Annotated in this window: 21 protein-coding genes; 17 read left to right on the forward strand and 4 right to left on the reverse strand. The window is 40.7% G+C overall.

Translation table 11 applies throughout. The annotated features are described in order from the left end of the window. Window positions 1-49: 49 nt before the first annotated feature. From M301_RS14505 to M301_RS05070, 3 genes are all read right to left on the reverse strand, one after another. Window positions 50-232 carry a hypothetical protein gene (locus M301_RS14505; RefSeq protein WP_013147686.1) on the reverse strand — a complete coding sequence of 61 codons (183 nt, stop codon included), beginning with the start codon at window positions 230-232 and terminating at the stop codon, window positions 50-52. A 24-nt stretch (window positions 233-256) separates the two neighbouring features. Further along, window positions 257-409, reverse strand: a complete 153-nt coding sequence (locus M301_RS14175) for an entericidin A/B family lipoprotein (protein WP_013147687.1) — start codon at window positions 407-409, stop codon at window positions 257-259. Between the two features lie 96 nt (window positions 410-505). Next, window positions 506-1,036 (reverse strand): BON domain-containing protein, encoded by a 531-nt coding sequence (locus M301_RS05070; protein ID WP_013147688.1) that lies wholly within the window; start codon window positions 1,034-1,036, stop codon window positions 506-508. A gap of 385 nt (window positions 1,037-1,421) precedes the next feature. Here M301_RS05070 and M301_RS05075 point away from each other — a divergent pair, with 385 nt between their 5' ends. The 12 genes from M301_RS05075 to M301_RS05130 all read left to right on the forward strand — a co-directional run bounded on the left by M301_RS05075 (window position 1,422) and on the right by M301_RS05130 (window position 14,561). Continuing rightward, window positions 1,422-1,694 (forward strand): HU family DNA-binding protein, encoded by a 273-nt coding sequence (locus M301_RS05075; protein ID WP_013147689.1) that lies wholly within the window; start codon window positions 1,422-1,424, stop codon window positions 1,692-1,694. A 246-nt stretch (window positions 1,695-1,940) separates the two neighbouring features. After that, a complete protein-coding gene (locus M301_RS05080) occupies window positions 1,941-2,360 on the forward strand; it encodes a hypothetical protein (protein ID WP_013147690.1) in 420 nt (139 codons plus the stop codon). A gap of 58 nt (window positions 2,361-2,418) precedes the next feature. Beyond that, window positions 2,419-3,435, forward strand: a complete 1,017-nt coding sequence (locus tag M301_RS05085; RefSeq protein WP_238524667.1) for a S1 family peptidase — start codon at window positions 2,419-2,421, stop codon at window positions 3,433-3,435. 299 nt (window positions 3,436-3,734) lie between these two features. Beyond that, entirely contained in the window at window positions 3,735-7,316 is a 3,582-nt protein-coding gene (locus M301_RS05090) for a tetratricopeptide repeat protein (RefSeq protein WP_013147692.1), read from the forward strand. 218 nt (window positions 7,317-7,534) lie between these two features. Further along, window positions 7,535-8,557 (forward strand): tetratricopeptide repeat protein, encoded by a 1,023-nt coding sequence (locus tag M301_RS05095; RefSeq protein ID WP_013147693.1) that lies wholly within the window; start codon window positions 7,535-7,537, stop codon window positions 8,555-8,557. Window positions 8,558-9,141: 584 nt separating this feature from the next. After that, window positions 9,142-9,939, forward strand: a complete 798-nt coding sequence (locus tag M301_RS05100; RefSeq protein ID WP_013147694.1) for a flagellin N-terminal helical domain-containing protein — start codon at window positions 9,142-9,144, stop codon at window positions 9,937-9,939. A gap of 73 nt (window positions 9,940-10,012) precedes the next feature. Continuing rightward, a complete protein-coding gene (locus M301_RS05105; RefSeq protein WP_013147695.1) occupies window positions 10,013-10,396 on the forward strand; it encodes a flagellar protein FlaG in 384 nt (127 codons plus the stop codon). A gap of 272 nt (window positions 10,397-10,668) precedes the next feature. Next, entirely contained in the window at window positions 10,669-12,348 is a 1,680-nt protein-coding gene (gene fliD / locus M301_RS05110; protein ID WP_013147696.1) for a flagellar filament capping protein FliD, read from the forward strand. A gap of 35 nt (window positions 12,349-12,383) precedes the next feature. Beyond that, entirely contained in the window at window positions 12,384-12,863 is a 480-nt protein-coding gene (gene fliS / locus M301_RS05115; protein ID WP_013147697.1) for a flagellar export chaperone FliS, read from the forward strand. A 40-nt stretch (window positions 12,864-12,903) separates the two neighbouring features. Then, window positions 12,904-13,227, forward strand: coding sequence for a flagellar protein FliT (locus tag M301_RS05120; protein ID WP_013147698.1), 324 nt, complete (start codon window positions 12,904-12,906; stop codon window positions 13,225-13,227). Between the two features lie 16 nt (window positions 13,228-13,243). Continuing rightward, window positions 13,244-14,209 carry a flagellar hook-length control protein FliK gene (fliK, locus tag M301_RS05125; protein WP_013147699.1) on the forward strand — a complete coding sequence of 322 codons (966 nt, stop codon included), beginning with the start codon at window positions 13,244-13,246 and terminating at the stop codon, window positions 14,207-14,209. After that, window positions 14,202-14,561 carry an EscU/YscU/HrcU family type III secretion system export apparatus switch protein gene (locus tag M301_RS05130; protein WP_013147700.1) on the forward strand — a complete coding sequence of 120 codons (360 nt, stop codon included), beginning with the start codon at window positions 14,202-14,204 and terminating at the stop codon, window positions 14,559-14,561. Before fliK ends, M301_RS05130 begins: the two co-directional genes overlap by 8 nt. A gap of 22 nt (window positions 14,562-14,583) precedes the next feature. On the opposite strand, the gene fliE is transcribed toward M301_RS05130, so the two are convergent. Further along, on the reverse strand, window positions 14,584-14,958 hold the full coding sequence (gene fliE / locus M301_RS05135) for a flagellar hook-basal body complex protein FliE (RefSeq protein WP_013147701.1): 375 nt from the start codon (window positions 14,956-14,958) through the stop codon (window positions 14,584-14,586). A gap of 306 nt (window positions 14,959-15,264) precedes the next feature. Between fliE and fliF the strand changes: the two genes are divergently transcribed. The 5 genes from fliF to fliJ all read left to right on the forward strand — a co-directional run bounded on the left by fliF (window position 15,265) and on the right by fliJ (window position 20,640). Beyond that, window positions 15,265-16,920, forward strand: coding sequence for a flagellar basal-body MS-ring/collar protein FliF (gene fliF, locus M301_RS05140; RefSeq protein WP_013147702.1), 1,656 nt, complete (start codon window positions 15,265-15,267; stop codon window positions 16,918-16,920). 5 nt (window positions 16,921-16,925) lie between these two features. Further along, entirely contained in the window at window positions 16,926-17,924 is a 999-nt protein-coding gene (gene fliG, locus M301_RS05145) for a flagellar motor switch protein FliG (RefSeq protein ID WP_013147703.1), read from the forward strand. Window positions 17,925-17,989: 65 nt separating this feature from the next. Next, on the forward strand, window positions 17,990-18,637 hold the full coding sequence (locus tag M301_RS05150) for a FliH/SctL family protein (RefSeq protein ID WP_013147704.1): 648 nt from the start codon (window positions 17,990-17,992) through the stop codon (window positions 18,635-18,637). A gap of 119 nt (window positions 18,638-18,756) precedes the next feature. Further along, complete coding sequence (gene fliI / locus M301_RS05155) at window positions 18,757-20,166, forward strand: flagellar protein export ATPase FliI (protein WP_041359857.1); 1,410 nt, start codon at window positions 18,757-18,759, stop codon at window positions 20,164-20,166. A gap of 24 nt (window positions 20,167-20,190) precedes the next feature. Continuing rightward, a complete protein-coding gene (fliJ, locus tag M301_RS05160) occupies window positions 20,191-20,640 on the forward strand; it encodes a flagellar export protein FliJ (protein ID WP_013147706.1) in 450 nt (149 codons plus the stop codon). Window position 20,641 lies beyond the last annotated feature (1 nt).

Raw genomic sequence — 20,641 nt, forward strand, 5'->3', positions numbered from 1 at the left:
TATGTTTATTACTGCATCGCTTACTCACTCACTTTGAATTGAGAAGCGCTTATCGATTATCTCTACGATCATCATGATCATTACCATGATCATTCCTACCGTCGTCATGATCATGATGCTCATTACCCTCATGACGGCCGGAATCTCGATGATGTCCGTCATCGTATCCTCGTACATAGCAACCACTCAAACCAATGACCATTAGGCTTAAAACCAGTAATAATTTTTTCATAGTAAATCCTTTTTTTTTAATGAGTTAGTTATGCTCACTCGCCTCATCTTTAATCGCTTTGCCGCCTTTTTCAATGTCTTTTCCAGCGCCTTCTACAGTATTACAACCTGTTAATGCCGCTATGCTGCCTATTAGAAATACGGTAGTAAGCATTAATGCAAAAGTTTTTTTAAACATGATGAATCTCCTTAATATAAAGCTAGTACACAATAATTTCACAAATAGATTAACTTTCTTGAAACAATCACGTACTAGGTATTGGTGAATTTGGAATTACTCTTTTTTAAGTAACAAACTATTTTCAACTGATTTAACGCCTTCGATTTCAGAGGCAATTTTTCCAGCTTGTTTAATCTGATCTTCTGTTTCAACAAAACCACTTAACAAAACCACGCCGTGATTAGTTTTTACGCTGACTTTTAAGCTTTTTAAGCCTTCATCTTTTAATAAACTACCTTTAACTTTTGAAGTAATTACACTGTCTTTTACAACACGTTTAACAGCTTTCTGTTCTGATTGTGATTTGTAATTAGTATATTCTTGTTCATCAAGCGTACCGTCCTTATCTGTATCTGCAGCAGCAAAGTGTTTAGCGAAAAGTTTTTCTTCTTTTACTTCCGCTTTAGTTAATGTGCTGCTGTTATCTACATCTAATGCCTTGAATGAAGTGGTGTAGGCCGATTGCTTAGCATCGCTTAAGTCTTCTGCAGCAAAGGCTTGTGTGCTTAATGCGGCGCTTGCTAAGGCCATAGCTAGTAAAGTAGATTTAAAATGTGAATGGTTGTTCTGAGATTTATTTTTCATGGTGATTTCCTATAAGTAATGTAAAAGAACTACAATGCAGAGTAAGCGTATGGGCTAATCAGGTCTGTACGCTAGCCAACATAGTCACTACGTTGTTTTTTTAAACTTAGATTTAAAGTTGTCGGATTTAAAGTTTAAGGGTTGATGTAAAAACCACTAAAGCTACGAATCAAAGTTTAAACAAATGAATAATATTGATAAGGTAATGAGTACCTAATGTTGACGATATAGCGTAAATTTGAATAGAATCTAGATACAAATGGCACTGTGGGCTTTAAAACATGTAAATTGATGCACTTATGGTGATAAAACAATTGACAGTTAAATTAAATGCCAGCAAAGTAACGGTGCTTTTATACAAACACTTATCAAGGGAACTAAATATATGAATAAATCTGAATTGATTGATGCTATCGCAGCAAGTGCTGGTCTTACTAAAGCGGATGCAGGTCGTGCTATTGATGCAACGACAGCAGCTATCACAGCAGCACTTAAAAATGGTGATGCAGTTACGCTTGTTGGTTTTGGTACATTTAAAGTAACACAACGTGCTGCTCGTACTGGTCGCAACCCACGTACAGGTGCTGAGTTGAAAATCGCTGCACGTAAAGCGCCAGCTTTCACTGCAGGTAAAACATTAAAAGATTCAGTTAATTAATTCTGACTCTTGGTGAATGATAAAAGGGAGCTATATGCTCCCTTTTGTTTTATATTGACACCGTTCAAACACAGGCAATTCCTTTGCCAAACATCTCTTCTAATTACTGCAAGTCAGTAGCGTATTCACTGTGCTACTCTAATATCGAACTTTGATTAGTATGGAACTTAGGTTCATTCTCTTAATCATATTAATGAGTATTTTTAAAAAATCGTTAAATTTTTCATTTAAAGAAAGCGATTTGATTTGAAAAAAACAATTCCAACCATTGGTTTAGTCCTCACTCTTGCTTTCTTGACTTGGTTCTTTCTAATAAACAACCAGAATCAAAGTTCCACTAAGCAAGAAGTTACGCAACTGGAGCGTATGGGCGATGAGTGCGTCGGTATTTCAGAAAAAGCCGTGATTGGCATGACGCCAGTAGTTGAGTTTCAAAAGCTAGAGTTGCTGAGCCGAAAAGCGAACGTATTAAAGAACTGTATGGCAGACAGAGGCTTTCGTGAAGATCCTGCTTGGCGGAAATATGCGGAGCCGCTAGCTAAGGCCATTGCTTCAGAGCAAAAAATTTCTTTTTATGAGGCGATAGAAACCATGAGAAAAGCCGATATGCTGCTTTTCAAAAAGCAGCCTCAGCATCCATTGTATTGGCTTGCTAGCAAGAGTTAGGTTTTTACTTGGGGTTAATTGCAGAATCAATAATGAAAGACCAATAACTAAAGGATCAATGATGAGAAAGCTACTTCTACTTGCAGCAATAAGCGCAAATGTAACCATTGCCTACGCTCAACCTAATATAGGTGAAATTTTGGCGCTGAGCGATTCTTTGGTACAGGTTGCAGTAGAGCTCCCTAATGGCATCACCGGTAATGGCTCTGGGGTTGTGGTCAGTAAGGAGTACGTGGCGACCAATTGCCATGTTTTGGCTAACGCCAAAGGCGCTAACATTATTAAATACCATGATGCCTATCAACCAATCGGTTTGAAAGCTGACTGGAAGCATGATTTATGTTTACTGAAGTTTGATAACTTACCATTTAAGGTCGCGCCCATGCGTGATAGCAGTACTTTGAAGTACGAGGAAGAGATATTCAGCCTAGGTTATCCCATCGGCAATAACGTGCCGCAGCCTTCATATGGCAGCATTAAGGGCTCATACCCGTTAGACGATAGCGTGGTGATTCGCACCAGTGCTGCTTTTGCCATGGGCTCAAGTGGTGGTGCTTTGTTTGACCAACAATTTAATCTTATTGGCATCACCAGTTTTAAAAGCCCAGGTTCGCATGGTTTCTTCTATAACCTGCCTGTAGAGTGGATAAAAGCGTTGTTTGACTCGCCAGATATATTGTCATTGAACACGAATGATGTGCCGTTCTGGGCTCTACCCTTAGAACAAAGGCCTTATTTTATGCAGGTGGTCATTCCTTACCAAAATAAGGAGTGGGTGGCTTTAAAGAAAATAGCGCAAGCTTGGACTATGCAAGAACCTAAATCATCCGATGCTTGGTACTTTTTAGGTTTAGCAGAAGAGGGCGCAAATCAAACAGTATCAGCCAAAGAAGACTTGAATAAAGCTCAAACTTTAAATACACGTCATTTAGATGCATTGGTGGCTTTGTCTGACATTGCATATTTACAAAAAGATTTAACGGCGCTTGAAACACTCAAAGTTAAAATCGACCCGCTTGATCAAGAGCAAGGTGAGTTGATTTCACAAAAAATTAACCAGCTCAAAAACCAATAAATAATCTAATTATTCTTTCAGCTTATTCTTTCAGCGTTTACATTTCATCGAGCATTACATTAATTACTCATTAGCCCTTGGCCGTTTGATTGTGATTTGTAGTATGTTTAAAGTTAATTTAACCTATTTTTACCCTTCTGTTCTATACACCTTTTCTACATTTTATTTTAGATAATGTGATTGTAAAGGTGCGTATATTTTAATTAGGATTTCTTAAATTCGATTTAACTTCATTCAATGCTAATCCAAAAGTGGCAATGTGAATTACATGTCGCTATTGCAAGATATAAAGGTGAGTAATGATTACCTCAGAAGGCAATATAAAGTCTACTCGAGAAGACAAAGGTAAAGTTGGTGCTCGAATTGCAAATCAAGCTCATGAAGCCACTTCAAAAGTTAATGGTAAACCTACTGTTTCTGAGATAAACACTTTAGTTGTCATGTTTAATAATGGGCACTTAGATGAAAGTAAACAACTAGCCCTTAGTTTTACTCAACGGTATCCACGAGACGGTTTTGGCTGGAAAGTCTTAGGTGCAGTCTTTCAGCAACTGGGTTTGTTCGAACAAGCTCATGATGCTTTACAAAAAGCCGCGGACTTTCTGCCTAAAGACAGTGAGGCTCAATATAACTTAGGCAATTTTTTTTATGATCAGCAGCAATTAGACGATGCTGCTAAGTACTATAAAAAAGCGATTAAGTTGACTCCTAATTTTGCCAAGGCACATTACAACTTAGGTAATGTACTTAAAAGCCTGAATAGTTTAGAGCAGGCCAAAGCAAGTTATAAGTGTGCCTTGCGGATAGAAGTGGATAACGTACAGGCGATGTGTAATCTTGCTCAGGTACTTTACGAACAGGATTTTTTTTCTGAAGCTATCATCTACTTTCAGCAGGCATTAAGCATACAAGATAATTTTTCTATTGCATATGTTGGATTGGGAGCTGCTTTCCAAGCAACTGGGCAACTGCCGGGAGCTGAAGCAAACTTTAGGAAAGCCATTGCTATTAATCCTAATGACGCAGAGGCTCTTAGCAACCTAGGTGGGGTTTTAAAAACATTGGGGCGACTATCTGAGGCTGAGATTTGCTACAGAACATTGCTAACAATCACTCCAGAAAATTTTGATACATATATTAAGCTAGGCTCATTGTTAAAGAGCATGGGTAACATTGCTGAATCAACCGCTTGTTTTAAGAAGGCATTAAGTATTAACTCTCAGCTAGAGGAGGCTCAGAACGATCTCGGGTTAGCCCTGGCTGAGCAAGGACGATACTCTGAGGCAGAAGCCTGTTACCAAAATGCCATTAAAATTGAGCCTAATTTCTGGAAAGCGTATAACAATCTTGGGCTTACTCTATATAACATGGGGCGATTTAATGAGGCTGAAGCTGCTTTTGATAAAGCAATAACATTAGACGCTAACGAAGCTTTAATCTATAGCAATTTGAGTCTGCCTTTAGTTGCCCAGGGGCAAATTAAGAGAGCTGAAGCCTGCCTCAGAAGAGCCATAGAAGTTAACCCAGAGTATGTCAATGCATACATCAATCTGGGGACCAATTACTTGGCGCAAGGGTTAGCTAAAGAGGCAGAGTCTGTTTTTTTACAGGCGCTAAAGTTTGACCAGAAGTCAACTAAGTCTAAAAGTAATCTATTATTTACCTTGAATTACTCTGGTGGGCACAGCGCAGAGTATAGACTTGAGCAGGCTTGTCAATATGGCCAAATCGTTGATGAGAAGGTAAGTTATGTATTCACATCATGGCAACAAGTTCTCAACGTGAAGCGCTTGAAAGTAGGACTAGTCTCTGGCGATTTACGTCAGCACCCAGTAGCCTATTTTTTAGAAAACTTGGCTAAACATATAGACTCTTCACGATTTGAGTTAATTGCATATACAACAGACATTCGGGAAGATGAACTGACTGCAAGGCTTAAACCTCATTTCTCTGGCTGGAAATCTCTAGTTGGCTTGAGTGATCAGGCTGCGGCCGAGCTTATCCATAATCAAGGCATTCACATTCTGATGGACTTATCTGGACATACAGCTGAGAACAGGTTGCCTATATTTGCTTACAGGCCGGCACCGATACAAGTTAGTTGGTTAGGTTATTTTGCCACCACAGGTATGGCATCAATGGATTTTTTTATCGCTGATAAAATCGGTGTGCCAGAGCAAAATAAAACACAGTTCATTGAAAAGGTTAAGTACGTACCTGATACAAGGCTTTGTTTTACAGCACCCAGCTCATTAATAGATATTTCACCATTACCCGCGCTGGCAAATGGTTATATTACATTTGCTAGTTTTCAAACAATGGTCAAAGCAGGCGATGAGGTTCTTGCTTTATGGGCTGAAGTGTTGAAAGCCTTACCAACCTCCAGATTACGTTGGCAATGTAAGTCCTTTGCAGATGCTACAGTGGCTGATGACCTAAGAAATCGTTTAGCGAAGCACGGTATTGAACCCGATAGGTTGATATTGTTAGGTTCAGTATCACGTGATGCGTATTTAGAAGCCCATGCTGAGGTTGACATGATATTAGATACATTCCCATATCCCGGAGGTACTACTACATGCGAAGCTTTATGGATGGGTGTTCCTACTCTGACACTAGCAGGAGATACGCTCATAGCAGGACAAGGAGCTAGCTTGATGACGGCAGCAGGGCTAGGTGAATGGGTTGCTGAAAGCAAAAAAGACTACGTCAGTAAGGCATTATCAATTGCGACAGATGTTCATCGACTTAGTCAAATGAGAATGGAGCTTAGGGAGAAGGTCTTAGTTTCCCCATTATTTAATGCACCACAATTTGCAAAAAATATGGAAAATGCTTTGTGGGAAATGTGGAATGAGAAATCAATGAATCATTCCAAACAAAATCCTAAGCAAGATGAAGATGATTTAGTTTTAAGTCAAAGTGCCGATGATAAATGTGCGCAATCATTCAATAGTGATTTGGTCATTGTCAGTACAACAGCGTATTCGGAAAGCGACTTCTGGGCTAAGTCTCCACTAGGTCTTTCTTTGCCAAGACATCTTAAACAGAGTTCAAGATTTATCGTTAATGTTGCTTTCGAAAATTCCCGCTCATTGCCAGAGGTATTGAATGAGTTTATTGATCAAGCAAATGATGACGCAGTGCTAATTTTTATTCAGGATAATGTTTGGATAGATGAAGCTAATTTAGCTGATAAAGTTATAGAGGGTTTGAGTGAGTTTGATGTGATAGGCGTTGCGGGCAATCATCGCAGACTTCCAAATCAGCCTTCTTGGGCATTTTTGGATACTCAATTTACTTGGGATGAAGAGGATAATTTAAGTGGGCAAATTGCACATGGCAAGAATGCTTTTGGCGAAGTGGAGGTTTTTGGCAAAGCACCCGCAGAATGTGAGCTGTTAGATGGCATTTTTCTCGCAACAAAAAAATCCACCATAGCACTAAATAATCTTAGATTTGATCATCAGTTTGATTATGATTTTTTTGATATGGATTTTTGCCGCAGTGCTAGGGCTTGTGGTTTGAAGCTAGGTACTTGGTTAATTAGTCTGACGCAGCAGCGCGCAGCTTCAATCGGCAGCGCGTATTGGCGAGAGAAGTATCAAGATTATCTCAATAAGTGGGAGCAATGCACAGAAGCTGCAAATGAAAGTGAGATACAGTTAAGTAACTCTAACAATCAAGAGTTACAAAATGTCATTAGCGAAGTTTTTCAAATGGCTTTGGAGTATCAGAATGCTGGGCAGCTAGAGCAAGCTAAACAGCTATATCAAGAAATTCTTACTATACAACCTCAGCATGCTGGTGCTAGTTACAATTTAAATATGATTACAGCCCAAATAAAGGTTGTAGACGCCGGAATCCTGCCAATTTTCTAAACGTATTGATATAAAAATATTAATAAATACTAGCAATTAACTCTCTAGTAATTCATAAATTTGGAGTGTATTTCACTCTCATATCAAAGCTTTTATTGAGTTACACATGAATGATAATGTCCTTTAGACAAGTGGACTTTTTGAATGTGTTGGCTAAGCGCAAGTCAATTTCAATGACCACTTTAAATTTATCATAACTTAATAGAGTGGTGAACAAAATGAAAACTTTCTTGCATGTCGGCTGTGGTCCTGTTTACTTCGACCCTATCTCACACAAATCTACGAGACCAAAGGGCTTTAGTCATGATGACTGGAATGAGCTGCGCTTAGATATTAATCCCGACGTCAACCCCGACGTGGTTGGAACCATGACGGATATGTCTGCAGTAGCATCAGGAAGTGTCGATGCAATCTATTCATCACACAATATTGAGCACCTTTATCCTCATGAGGTTCCAATTGCATTGTCGGAGTTTAAACGCGTATTGCGCAGTGATGGTTTTGTTGTCATCACTTGCCCAGATTTAAAATCGGTATGTGCTTTAGTGGTAGAAGATAAATTAACTGAGCCAGCTTACATTTCACCAGCAGGGCCGATAGCTCCGATTGATATACTGTATGGACACAGGCCGCCAATGAGTCAAGGTAACCTTTATATGTCACATCGCTGCGGATTTACGCTTAATGTGCTACTTGCCACCTTAGAGGCAGCTGGATTTACTAAGGCGGTTGGCACGTGTCGACCTCACTGCTTTGACTTATGGTCACTAGGAAGCCTTTCAAATCTAGATGACAAAGAGATTTTGAATCTGGCGAGTAGCTATTTCCCAGATAGTATGGATAACACAAACTCGCAGGCCAAAATTAATAATGACTTGAAGTTGGCAGTCATAGATGTATTACTTATGGCTTTGGAGCATCAACAAGCAGGTAGGTTGGATGAAGCTAAGCAACTATTTGTTGAAATTCTTGAAATAGAACCAAAGCATGCCGAAGCTAACTTTCACTTAGGTGTCATAGCTTTTATTCAAAAAGGGCCTGCTGCTTCAATACCATGGTTCGAGGCTGCCTTGGATACTAACCCATCAAACGAACAATATTGGGTAAGTTACATAGATGTACTAGTGCAGTCTGGCCTTACTGACTCTGTGCCTGAAGCATTAGAGCTAGGGCAAAAGTATGGCTTAACTGCCGAAAGAGCTATAAAGCTTGCTGAAGAGTTAAATTTGGTGACATCTTGAAATTGTTAGTGATGCAAGATCATTACAAGTAATTAAAAAAGATTCGCGTAAGAAATGGCTTCTTCAAATAATATACAAGTTTAGCTTCATATTAAATAAGCTAAATTATTATTTGAAGCTGGCCATTTAAAGGATGACGAGAAACATTGTCTTAAAGTATTAGAGTATTTTTTCTAAATTCAAACAATTCCCCTTTTCTTTTTATTTCAATTCTATCTACATTTTTACCGTCATTTTTAACTAAGTTGGCTGGTATTCTTTAATTTAATCATATTAATTTTATGGTCTATATTTTCTTTACAAATGCACGCTGGTCAAGACTTCAGCCCTGTTATATTTAATTTTTTTTACTCAATAATGGGTATTCTGCTAAATCTTCCTAAAGTTTTGAAAGCTCGCACCGATACTCTTTACATCAGGATTGCTTAATCGGCAAGACAAAAAAGAAAATTTAGAAACAACCCTAAACTTTCTGAAAAGCCTACCGATAATAGTTACAACAGCAGCGCAACTTGATAGCAAGTTGTAACGCTAAAGGCAAGACAGAGTGTAATAAAACTTAACTTAAATTTAGGAGAATTATCATGGCTTCAGTAATTAACACAAACCTTAACTCATTAAACACACAACGTAATTTAAGCGCATCACAAAGTTCATTATCAACTGCAATGCAACGTTTATCATCAGGCATGCGCATTAACAGTTCTAAGGATGACGCTGCTGGTTTGGCTATTGCAACTAAAATGGACTCACAAATTCGTGGTCAAGCAGTTGCTATTCGTAACGCAAATGACGCAATTTCTTTTTCACAAACAGCTGAAGGTGGTTTAGCGAAACAAACAGATGCATTACAACGTATGCGTGAATTAGCTGTTCAATCAGCAAACGGAACTAACACAAGTACAGACCAAGCAAACTTAGATGCTGAGTACCAACAATTAACAGCAGAGGTGACTCGCCTAAGCTCTGCTACAAAATTTAATGGTGCTGCCGTATTTGGTACTTCTCAAACATTCCAAGTAGGTGCAGATACTACTGACACAATTACAACTGCCTCAATTACAGCTGCAACTATTGCGGGTAGTGTTACATCAGCTGCTGCGGCAACTGCTGCGATTAGTGCGATTGATACTGCTTTAGCAAGTGCAAATACAGAACGTGCAAAATTGGGTGCAATTCAAAACCGCTTCGAATCTGTAGTGAGCAATTTACAAGTATCTAATGAAAATCAATCAGCTGCTAAATCACGCATCATGGATGCTGACTTCGCTACTGAAACTGCAAACTTAAGCCGCGCTAATATCTTGCAACAAGCAGGTACTGCAATGCTAGCTCAAGCCAACTCATCACCTAACGGCGTGTTGGCTTTATTAAGAGGCTAAGTCGTAATTAAAGAGTAAAACCCTTAACACCCACAGGCCTGATCAGCTTGTGGGTTTTGCAAAGGAGAAAGTAATGTTTAATTCATCGATTGATAGTTATGGTTCAGGTAGGCAACTGGCCGCTGTGCAAAGTGCCAGTGTTCAAATTGCCATTGATAAAACAACAAGCCCATCAGGGCTTAAACCCGTTGTAGCGGCTGAAAATGCCAAAGGTGATGTTAAGCCTTTTGTTGACAAGACAGATTTAGAAACTGCAGTTAAAAAACTCAATGATCTTGTAGCTCCCGCGCTACAAACTGTACAGTTTTCATTAGATGCACAGTCAGAGCGTATGGTGGTGAAAGTGGTTGATACAGCTACTAAACAAGTGTTAAGGCAGATTCCAAATGAAGAGGTATTGGCAATGTCTAAAACGCTAGATAAGTTGCAAGGTTTAATGATTAGGCAAACAGCTTAATGTTCTACGTCTAGTCTAATTGTTACGGTTTTGATACATGATTAAGTATTGTGTTTGAGTTTTGTTGGAACGACGACCCTTCACGATTTTTTTACATTGGTTCGCGCTGGGTCGTAATTTCCTGAAGCTGTATTTAGATTTGAAGTATTAAAGTAGATTTGATTAAAGTTTTTGAATAGTGGTGTCGATATATACTTAATAGCAGTTAATTGAGTCACTTTATGAAGTAGTCGTTGTTTGAAGTGGTCGTTGTTAGAAAAGGATATACAAAAATGAGCATTTCATCTCCAGGTATAGGTTCTGGCCTTGACGTAAACAGTATCGTAACCAGCTTAATGGCTATTGAACAAAAACCACTTACAGCTGTTACTCAACAAAAAACAGATTACCAGACTCAGATATCAGCTTATGGTACTTTGAATAGCAGTTTGTCAACTTTTCAAACAGCAGTCAGTGCGCTCTCAAGTGCTTCTAAGTTTAACGCCCAAACAGTCACTTCAAGTAATGCGACTGTATTTACCGCAACAGCTAATGGCACAGCTTCTTTAGGCGACAGTGCTATTAAAGTTAACCAGCTAGCTAAATCACAAAAGTTAACATTTGCAGGCACTGCAAACGTAGCTGATACACTAGGCACGGGTACCTTAACCATTTCATTTGGCACTTATAACCCCCCTACTGCCATTGCACCAATTACTCCAAATTCATTTACACCTAATGCGGCTAAAACTGATGTAAGCATTACCATTGATAGTTCTAATAACACGCTTTCAGGCGTACGTGATGCCATTAATGCTTCAAACTCAAGTGTAAGTGCAAGTATTGTGAATGATGGCACTATCAATCATCTGGTCATTACATCGAAAGACACAGGTGAGGTAAATACTTTAAAAATCACAACAACTGATAGCGATGGTAACAATACTGATAATGCCGGTTTGTCTCAGCTGGCGTACGACCCTACCGTTACATCAGGTAGTGGTAAGAATATGTCAGAAATGCAAGCGGCAAAGAATGCACTTTTAAACATTGATGGCATTGATGTCGTCAAGGCGAGCAATACCATTACTGATGCTATTGGTGGTTTAACGCTGAATTTGCTTACGACTAGTGCTGATAGCGTTAATTTGAGTGTTGCAAGTAATAAAGATGTGGTAAAGGCCTCTGTGGCGGCATTTGTTGATGCCTACAATAAGTTAGATACTTCGCTACGTAGTCTTACAAAATATGACCCTACAGGAAAAAGCTCAGGCCCTTTGTTGGGGGATGCAACTACTCGCTCAATCATTACTAAGATAAAGTCTGTGATGACGAATGCTGTGAACCCGAATGGAGCATTTAGTTCGCTTACTCAAATAGGGGTATCATTCCAAGCCACTGGTCAATTGGCTTTAGATTCGACCAAACTTGATACTGCAATTGCATCTAACTTCACTGATATAGCTAACTTATTTACAATATCAGCAAAAGCTACTGACCCTCAGATTAGCTACTCAGGCAATACCAGTAAAACAAAAGCGGGTACTTACGCTATTAATGTAAGTAGTTTATCTCCACTTGCAGGCACGATTAATGGCGTTGCTGCTACGGCCATTAACGGCAGTTTGGTTGGTGCAACTGGTGATGTAAGCGAAGGCTTAACTGTTAGAGTTAATGGTGGTACGACAGGCTCTCGGGGCACTGTCAATTTTAGTATTGGTTATGCTGCGCAGTTAAATAGCGTCATTACTAGTTTGCAAAATTCTACTGGTATTTTAGCCGCTAGAACAGATGGGATTAATAGCTCTATTTCACGGCTTGATAAACAGGCTGATGCAATTACATTAAGACTTACGGCTATTGAAGCTCGTTATCGTGCGCAATTCACTAAGTTAGACAGCTTGATGTCTAGTATGAGTACGACTAGTTCATTCCTTACTCAGCAAGTTGCTTCATACAATGCTAATAAGTAAATATTATTAATTAAAAGTAAGTAAAGGAAACGATGATGTTTGGATCAAATCAATACGGAGTGAATGTATATGCTAAAGTTGGCTTGGAAACAGGCGTACTTGCTGCTAGCCCAAACAAATTAATCATTATGCTTTATGAAGGTGCCATTGCAGCGTGCCGTAGTGCAGACAGCTATATGCAGAGTAAAGATATACCCAATAAAGGCGCCATGCTTTCAAAAGCCATTTCTATCATAGAGTCTGGTTTAAGGCTTAGTTTAGATAAAAAAGCCGGTGGTGAAATTGCGGTAAGTTTAGATGCGCTTTACGCTTATATGAGTAAACGATTAATGACTGCTAATATTCATAATAAGCCAGAGCTAATACATGAAGTCATTAAATTACTGACTGATTTAAAAGGCGCATGGGAAGCCATTGATAATGTAAAAATGCCAGCTAAAGATACTGCAATGGCAATACCTAGCCAAGTGGCGATGGCGGTTAATCGCAATATTGCTAATTACGCAAAAGCCTAATCAACGTAACCATAATAAATAATAAACGGAACAACTATAAATGGAACATCAAGATACCATTGTGATTTATGAAACGGTTGCTGAGTTAACTAAAAAAATGTTGTTAGCTGCCAAGCAGCAGGACTGGGATGCTTTGGCTGAGCTGGAAGCTAGCTGCGCTCAGCAAGTTGCTACATTAAAGCTTACGGAAAATGCATTACCACTTCCTAGCGATGTGCGCGCTCGTAAATTGGCAAGTATCAAAAGCATACTGGCTGATGATCGCGAGATACGCAATATTGTTTCACCTTGGATGGTAAGGTTGAACTCACTAATGAATAGTTTACATATGGAAAATAAACTGACGCGCGCCTACAACCAGTAGCCACGTCATTATCAAGATGCTCAAACAAGCTGACATCGCAAGCATACAACCTGTGGCTAGAATTTTGCCAATACTAGCAGTAGACAGTATTGGCAGTATTCGACAAGAGTTAGACGATAGAGCCACGCAGTTTGTGAAGGGTCAAGAGTATTTTGCTCATGTGTTATCAAAAGTAGGTGATACCGCTTACAACGTGAAAGTTGAAAGCGGAAGCCTTAAAGGAACCATCCTTAAAATGGATCTAGGTACGGCAGCCAAAGCAGGGCAACTGCTCACCTTGCGTTACATGCACGATAGCCCTGTGCCTACCTTTTTACTCACAGCAACGCCCTCGAATGCTGCAGGTAGTACAACGGAAATAAGCACCGCAGCCAATCTTATTGGACATTATCTAAAACAGGCTGAAAGCGATGGCGTAACGAGCCGTTTTCAGGCGACGGCGGTCATGACGAATAGCCCAAGTAATCCGCAAGTAATGGCGCATGATTTGAAAAATGCCGTGAGTAATAGCGGACTGTTTTATGAATCTCATTTGAGCGACTTGGTGCAAAGCAATCAATCGCTTGCGGCCATTAAACAAGAGCCACAAAACCAAGCCAATTCGCCCATTGCAAATTTGATGTCTCAACAGTTAGCTATTCTGGAAAATCAACGCATGAGTTGGCACGGCGAAGTTTGGCCTGGGCAAAAAATGGATTGGGATGTCTATCAACAGCAGAAAAATGCCGATGGGAAACAGCCTTCCAATCAATCGCAGGCAGATCAAAATCGACCTATTACTAGCGAGATGACCTTGCATTTGCCGCATTTAGGGAAAGTTTCCGCGAGAATTAGCCTGACCGATGGGCGTATGCGCGTCAATATTTTGGCAGAGCATCCTGAAACCCTAGAAATGCTAACAGCTAAGCGATTGGGTTTGGCTGAAGCGATTGGTAAGAATGGTCAGCAATTAGATGCTTTAACGGTGGTGCGACATGAATAACCATCAACTAAACACTCATCAACCCGATACGATAGAAAATTTTAATCCAGATTTTAATCTTAAAAGTGTGGTGAATCCTAACCAGCAAGCCATTGCTTTGGCTTATGCTGCGGGTGAGTATGCACCCAAAGTTGTCGCAAAGGGTCGTGGTGCTATAGCCGAACAGATTATCGCCAGAGCCAAAGAGCATGATGTGTTTGTGCATGAGTCTAAAGATTTGGTTGCGCTGCTCATGCAGGTTGATCTTGATGATCATATTCCGCCCGCTTTGTATCAGGCGATTGCAGAGATTTTGGCTTGGTTGTACAAGCTAGAACAAGGTAAAGCGGATGAAGAAGCGCCGGTGTTTTAAATACCAGTATTTTAAATAATAGTTAAACCTGCATATTCATAATGTCATGGTAAGCCGACACTAGTTTATTGCGTACTTGCACCGTTGCTTGAAACGAAATATTGGCTTTCTGCCCAGCAATCATGACGTCAGAAAGACTGACACTATCATCGCCCATCGCGAAACTCTTACCTAATTGCTCTGCTTCCACTTGTACTTTATTGACTTGGTTGAGTGAAGCTTTCAGTGCATCAGAGAAGTTAACTTTTGATGTGCCTTGGCTAACACCTTGTGTACTCGAGAGGCCTGCCGCAGAAGCTAACCCAGATGCTGCATCAGCTTGCGGACGTTGTGCAGCCGCTTTTAACTGCGCAAGCATAGATTCTATTCTGCTTGCGTCAATTCCACCTGTTTTCATGATTTGCCTCCCTCAACTTTAATTCACGCTTCTATTAACAGTCTGTTTGCTTAAATTTAGACGGTTAAATAATCACCATTTCCGACAGTTGTTAATTTAACACTTTGCTTTAATAGCGAGCGTGCAAATAGGTCGAGGAAAATTGCTCTATTCCTAAATTTGAAAATCCTAGTCATTGGCATAATGGTATCCAATAGCTTATAGAAGCAATTCTTCTGTAAATGCTAAGTGTTTAGATGGTTAAAGGCTCAACACACAAAACGCAATAAGTTAAGTATTTGAAGAGCAGAACATTGGAGAAATACGATGGCGGCAGAGAATAACGCTGCGCTTATTAATCAAGGCGTTAATAAAGGTGGAACTGGTTTGAACTCACAGTTAGGTAATAAGTTAATTTTGGTAGTCGCAGCCGCTGCAGTCGTCGCAGTGATGGTGGTATTTTGGCTATGGAGTCAGCAGCCAGATTATCGCGTGTTGTTTTCTAACTATACTGATAAAGATGGTGGTGCGATTGTTGCAGAACTAGAGAAAATGAACGTACCTTACAAGTTCTCTGATAGCGGTACAGCGATTCTTGTTCCAGCCTCACAAGTGCATCAAGCACGTTTAAAATTAGCTTCTGATGGTTTGCCTAAAGGTGGCAACATTGGTTTTGAAATCTTAGAGAATCAAAAATTTGGCGTTTCTCAATTTGTAGAACAAGTAAACTTTCAGCGTGCTTTAGAGGGTGAGCTTGAGCGTAGTATTCAATCAATAGGTGCAGTTGAAACTGCAAGAATTCATTTAGCCATTCCTAAAGCTTCAGTATTTGTCAGAGATCAACAATCACCAACTGCCTCAGTATTGCTGAATTTGCGCGCTGGTCGCAGTCTAGACGCACAGCAAGTTGGCGCAGTAGTGCATTTGGTTGCCAGCAGCGTACCTAATCTGCCAGCTGCAAATGTAACGGTAGTCGATCAAAATGGGAATCTGCTCTCTGACACTTCTAAAAAGATGGGTGCGAATAACTTAGACCCAACCCAACTTAAATATATCGATGATATTCAACAAAGCATCATTAAACGCGTTGAATCTATTATTACACCGATTGTTGGTGCTAAAAACGTGCGTGCTGAAGCCAGTGCAGAGATTGATTTTTCTAGCTTAGAGCAAGCTGCAGAGATCTACAAACCTAATCAAAAACCAGATGATGCAGCAATACGCAGTTTACAAAGCAATGAGTCGTTAACCAGCAATGGTGGTGCGGCTACTGGTGTACCTGGTGCTTTATCTAATCAACCACCACCAAATGCTACTGCGCCAATTACAACGCCTGCTGGTGCTGCACCAGGTGCAACTGCTGAAGCTGCCCCTGTCAATAATCAAAAAAATACTACAACTAACTTTGAGGTAGATAAAACCGTACGTTATTCACAACAAGGTATGGGTGGTATTAAACGTTTAAATGTTGCTGTGGTTGTGAATAACATGCCAGTGGTAGATAAAAAAGGCAAAGTGACTTACAGACCACTCACCGCTGCAGAAAAAACACAAATCAATGATTTAGCCATGCAGGCCATGGGTTTTAATAAAGAACGTGGTGATGCCTTAACGGTTGTAAATAGCTCATTCGCAGGTGAGCCTGAAGAAATTATTCCTGAAGTGCCAATGTGGAAAAACCCTGAAACCATCGAATACGGCAAAGATGCATTACGCTTCATTGTAGGTATTGTGGTGTTATTGTTGATTTACAAACGTGCATTAAGTCCGATGCTTCGTAAGCTAACCGCGCCATCGCCAAAATTATTAAATGCACCTGGTGATGAAGATGCTGTAGTGAATTTAAGTGGTGCAGAAGGGCAAGCGCAGTTAGCCGCTGTTGCAGGTAGTAACAGTAATTTAGCTGCTGCTAAGCAGCTTGCCAAAGATAACCCAAGAATGGTGGCAAGTGTTGTAGCTAATTGGACAAGTGGAAATGAGTAACGAAAATGAGTGATGCGGGCGTGATGAGAAGCGCAATCTTAATGCTTGCGCTTGGTGAAGATGAAGCTGCGGAAGTGATGAAGTTTCTTAGCCCAAAAGAGGTGCAGAAGCTAGGCACGGCAATGTCAACACTAAAATCTGTTGGTCGTGAACAAGTGGAAACCACTGTTGCAGCATTTATGACTGAGGTAGAGCAAAGTAGTGAGTTCGGCTTGGACTCAGATGAGTATATTCGTTCAGTGCTCAATAAAGCCCTAGGTGAAGATAAAGCGTCAGGCTTGTTAAACCGTATTTTGCAATCACGTGATGCAAGTGGAATTGAAAGTCTTAAGTGGATGGACCCGCTCACTGTGGCAGAGTTTATTAAGAATGAACATCCACAGATTATTGCCACCATTCTTGTACATCTAGATGCAGATCAAGCCTCTGACATTATTGGTCACTTCGCGGAGCGTTTGCGCCAAGACGTGATGCTACGCATTGCAACACTTGATGGTGTAAAGCCTATTGCCCTACGTGAGTTGAATGACGTCATGACTAAATTGCTGACAGGTAATGAGAATATTAAAAAACAAACGATGGGTGGTATTAAAGTGGCCGCCGAAATTATGAACTTCATGAGTGGGGACAATGAAGCCATCATTATGGAAGGTCTTAAAAGCTACGATGATGACATGGCCCAAAGGATTATGGATGAGATGTTTGTGTTCGATAACATTATTGATATCGATGACAAAGGCATTCAAGTCATGTTGAGAGAAGTGCAGTCTGAAACTCTGATTGTGGCACTTAAAGGCACCACTGAAGAAATGCGTGAAAAAATATTCAAAAATATGTCTTCTCGTGCTGCAGAAATGATGAAAGAAGATTTGGAATCAAAAGGTCCTGTCAAACTTTCAGAAGTTGAAGCACAACAAAAACAAATCTTGCAAATTGTACGTAGATTATCTGATGAAGGTCAGATTCAACTTGCTGGTAAAGGCGGAGATGATAAATATGTCTAAAAACTCAATTTCTCACTACGCAAAGTCTAACTTTTCTAAGAATGCTCATTATGCATAGGAGTTCTATGAATATTCCTAAAGAACAGCAAACAGCCTATGAGCGCTGGGAGATGTCATCTTTTGGTGAAGGTAGTCCTAGTGTTAGCACTAGCAGGCCTAAGAAGAAAGAGGATACTGTCGCTTCGGAAAAAATCGCACAAATATTTGAGGTGGCGCGCAAAGAAGCTTATACCAAAGGTATGCAAGAGGGTTTTGCTGTAGGTATGGCAAAAGCGCGTGAGTATGCGCAAGAAGAAAAAAATAACTTTTTAACGCTGATGAATTCTTTTAGTGATGCGTTGGAAAAATCGGATGAGCAAATTGCGGATGATGCACTGTCGCTCGCTTTAGAAATTGCAAAAGCGATGTTGAAAGTGAAGCTGAATATTGACCCAGCAGTGGTATTGCCTGTGGTGATGGATGCGATTCACTACCTACCATATGTGCAAAAACCAGCAAGAATATTAGTTCATCATGATGATGCGCAAATGCTACGTGAATATCTGGCTGAAGAGATTGCCAGTCAACACTGGCAGATTCAAGAAGATATCAATATCGAGCGTGGCGGCTGTATTGTGGAAACTGGCGCCAATCAAATTGATGCGAGCAATGAAGTGCGTTGGAAACGCATTAGTGATGCTTTATCACAAAAAAGTGACTGGTTGCTACCATGAATTCTCCAGAGCTCAGTTCGCTGGCATTAGATAAACAGGTTGCTCAGCCACACCCTAGCATGCCTGATTTAGAGCAACTGCGCGAAGCTACTCCAGACTCAACTCAGCCAAAAGTTGATATGCAAAATATCCATCGCCAACGCTGGCATGACCATATTCGTGATTGCAAAGAGATTCTACGCATTGTAGAGCCCTTAGAAATAGCAGGGCGCATCACTAAGTTAACAGGCTTAGTCATGGAGGCCGCTGGTATTAAGCTACCGATTGGCAGTGCATGTTATGTGCCGCTTGCTGAAGGTCGTCGCGTAGAAGCTGAAGTTGTAGGTTTTGATGGTGAGCGCATGTTATTAATGCCACAAAGCAGTGTCGATGGTGTGATGCCAGGTGCCAAAGTATTTGCTTTAGAAGTTGCAGAAGCTTTGCCTAAGCCTCACCACGGTAATCCGCCACGCAGGAGAGTAACAGATCGCGCACGTCATCTACCTGTTGGCAATGAGTTGCTAGGTCGTGTAGTGGATGGTGCAGGCAATCCTTTAGACGATCTCGGAAAAATTGTAGCTGCCCAAAGCTCACCACTGAATGCACGACCAATGAACCCGTTGATGCGAGCTCCTATTGAAGAGATTTTAGATGTAGGTGTACGTGCCATTAACAGTATGCTCACAGTTGGCCGTGGTCAACGCATGGGCTTATTTGCTGGTTCTGGTGTTGGTAAAAGCGTGCTGCTAGGCATGATGGCGCGCTACACCACCGCTGATGTGATTGTGGTTGGTTTAATCGGTGAACGGGGACGTGAGGTTCAGGAGTTTATTGAACAAATCTTAGGCCCTGTTGGTTTGGCACGCTCTGTTGTAGTAGCGGCACCCGCAGATGCGCCAGCTTTAATGCGCCTACAAGGTGCAAATTACGCGACAACTATCGCCGAGAATTTTCGTGATCAAGGCAAAAACGTATTGTTGATTATGGATTCATTAACACGTTATGCCATGGCGCAGCGTGAAATTGCATTAGCCATTGGCGAGCCGCCAGCGACTAAAGGTTATCCACCATCAGTATTCGCTAAATTACCAGCATTGGTTGAGCGTACTGGAAATGGTAAACGTGGTGAGGGTTCAATTACAGCTTTTTATACGGTGCTGACAGAAGGCGACGATCAACAAGATCCAATTGCCGATGCGGCGCGTGCTATTTTGGATGGTCATATCGTATTAAGTCGTAGCTTGGCTGAGAGCGGACATTACCCAGCCATCGATGTAGAACAATCTATCAGCCGTGCGATGCACAATATTACCAGTCCAGAACATCAAAAGCTTGCACGCAAATTAAAGCAGCTCAACTCACGATATATGCGCAGTGTGGATTTAATCAATGTCGGCGCCTATGAAGCGGGTAGTGATGCCGTGCTGGATCAAGCGATTGCTAGACACGACAAGATTGATGCATTTTTGCAGCAAGGTATTTCTGAGCGATCAGGGGTTGAAGAGAGTATTGGCCATCTAGCGCATGTTTTAGATGGCTTAGTTAATTAATCGTAAGCATAAGATTGAGAAGTTATGGCAACGCGATCAAACAATGTATTAGGTATGTTACAGGACATTGCTTCTAAAGAGGTCGATGAGGCGGCAGTGGCTTTAGCTAAGGCGATGAAGCTGGCAAATGAGGCGCAAGCTAAACAAGATATGCTGAATGAATATCGGCTGGATTATGTGAGAAATCTTAATAAGATTTTAGAGGCTGGTATGGGCGCTAAAGCTTATCAAAATTTTCAGAATTTTTTTGGCAAGTTAGATCAAGCCATTGCCGGGCAACAAGAAGTTGTTGAGTTGGCAAATCAACAAGTAAAGATTCAAAAGCAACTATGGCAAGAAAGTCAGCGTAAAAAACTTTCTTATGAAGTGCTAACCGACAGGTCTGAGAAACGCATACTTAAAGTAGAGCAGAAAAAAGACCAGAAACAGATGGATGAGTTTGCGATGCGTATTACTAGAACTAAGCATCATTAAG

The sequence above is a fragment of the Methylotenera versatilis 301 genome (assembly GCF_000093025.1).
Classification (GTDB): domain Bacteria; phylum Pseudomonadota; class Gammaproteobacteria; order Burkholderiales; family Methylophilaceae; genus Methylotenera; species Methylotenera versatilis.

Bases quoted from the DNA above. Each gene is read 5' to 3' on its own strand.
- M301_RS14505 (WP_013147686.1), bottom strand. From the start codon at position 232: ATGAAAAAATTATTACTGGTTTTAAGCCTAATGGTCATTGGTTTGAGT.
- fliI (WP_041359857.1), top strand. From the start codon at position 18,757: ATGCAAAATATCCATCGCCAACGCTGGCATGACCATATTCGTGATTGC.
- M301_RS05090 (WP_013147692.1), top strand. From the start codon at position 3,735: ATGATTACCTCAGAAGGCAATATAAAGTCTACTCGAGAAGACAAAGGT.
- fliJ (WP_013147706.1), top strand. From the start codon at position 20,191: ATGGCAACGCGATCAAACAATGTATTAGGTATGTTACAGGACATTGCT.
- M301_RS05085 (WP_238524667.1), top strand. From the start codon at position 2,419: ATGATGAGAAAGCTACTTCTACTTGCAGCAATAAGCGCAAATGTAACC.
- M301_RS05075 (WP_013147689.1), top strand. From the start codon at position 1,422: ATGAATAAATCTGAATTGATTGATGCTATCGCAGCAAGTGCTGGTCTT.
- M301_RS05095 (WP_013147693.1), top strand. From the start codon at position 7,535: ATGAAAACTTTCTTGCATGTCGGCTGTGGTCCTGTTTACTTCGACCCT.
- fliS (WP_013147697.1), top strand. From the start codon at position 12,384: ATGTTTGGATCAAATCAATACGGAGTGAATGTATATGCTAAAGTTGGC.
- M301_RS05070 (WP_013147688.1), bottom strand. From the start codon at position 1,036: ATGAAAAATAAATCTCAGAACAACCATTCACATTTTAAATCTACTTTA.
- fliK (WP_013147699.1), top strand. From the start codon at position 13,244: ATGCTCAAACAAGCTGACATCGCAAGCATACAACCTGTGGCTAGAATT.
- fliF (WP_013147702.1), top strand. From the start codon at position 15,265: ATGGCGGCAGAGAATAACGCTGCGCTTATTAATCAAGGCGTTAATAAA.
- fliD (WP_013147696.1), top strand. From the start codon at position 10,669: ATGAGCATTTCATCTCCAGGTATAGGTTCTGGCCTTGACGTAAACAGT.
- M301_RS05100 (WP_013147694.1), top strand. From the start codon at position 9,142: ATGGCTTCAGTAATTAACACAAACCTTAACTCATTAAACACACAACGT.
- M301_RS14175 (WP_013147687.1), bottom strand. From the start codon at position 409: ATGTTTAAAAAAACTTTTGCATTAATGCTTACTACCGTATTTCTAATA.
- M301_RS05120 (WP_013147698.1), top strand. From the start codon at position 12,904: ATGGAACATCAAGATACCATTGTGATTTATGAAACGGTTGCTGAGTTA.
- fliG (WP_013147703.1), top strand. From the start codon at position 16,926: ATGAGTGATGCGGGCGTGATGAGAAGCGCAATCTTAATGCTTGCGCTT.
- M301_RS05130 (WP_013147700.1), top strand. From the start codon at position 14,202: ATGAATAACCATCAACTAAACACTCATCAACCCGATACGATAGAAAAT.
- fliE (WP_013147701.1), bottom strand. From the start codon at position 14,958: ATGAAAACAGGTGGAATTGACGCAAGCAGAATAGAATCTATGCTTGCG.
- M301_RS05150 (WP_013147704.1), top strand. From the start codon at position 17,990: ATGAATATTCCTAAAGAACAGCAAACAGCCTATGAGCGCTGGGAGATG.
- M301_RS05105 (WP_013147695.1), top strand. From the start codon at position 10,013: ATGTTTAATTCATCGATTGATAGTTATGGTTCAGGTAGGCAACTGGCC.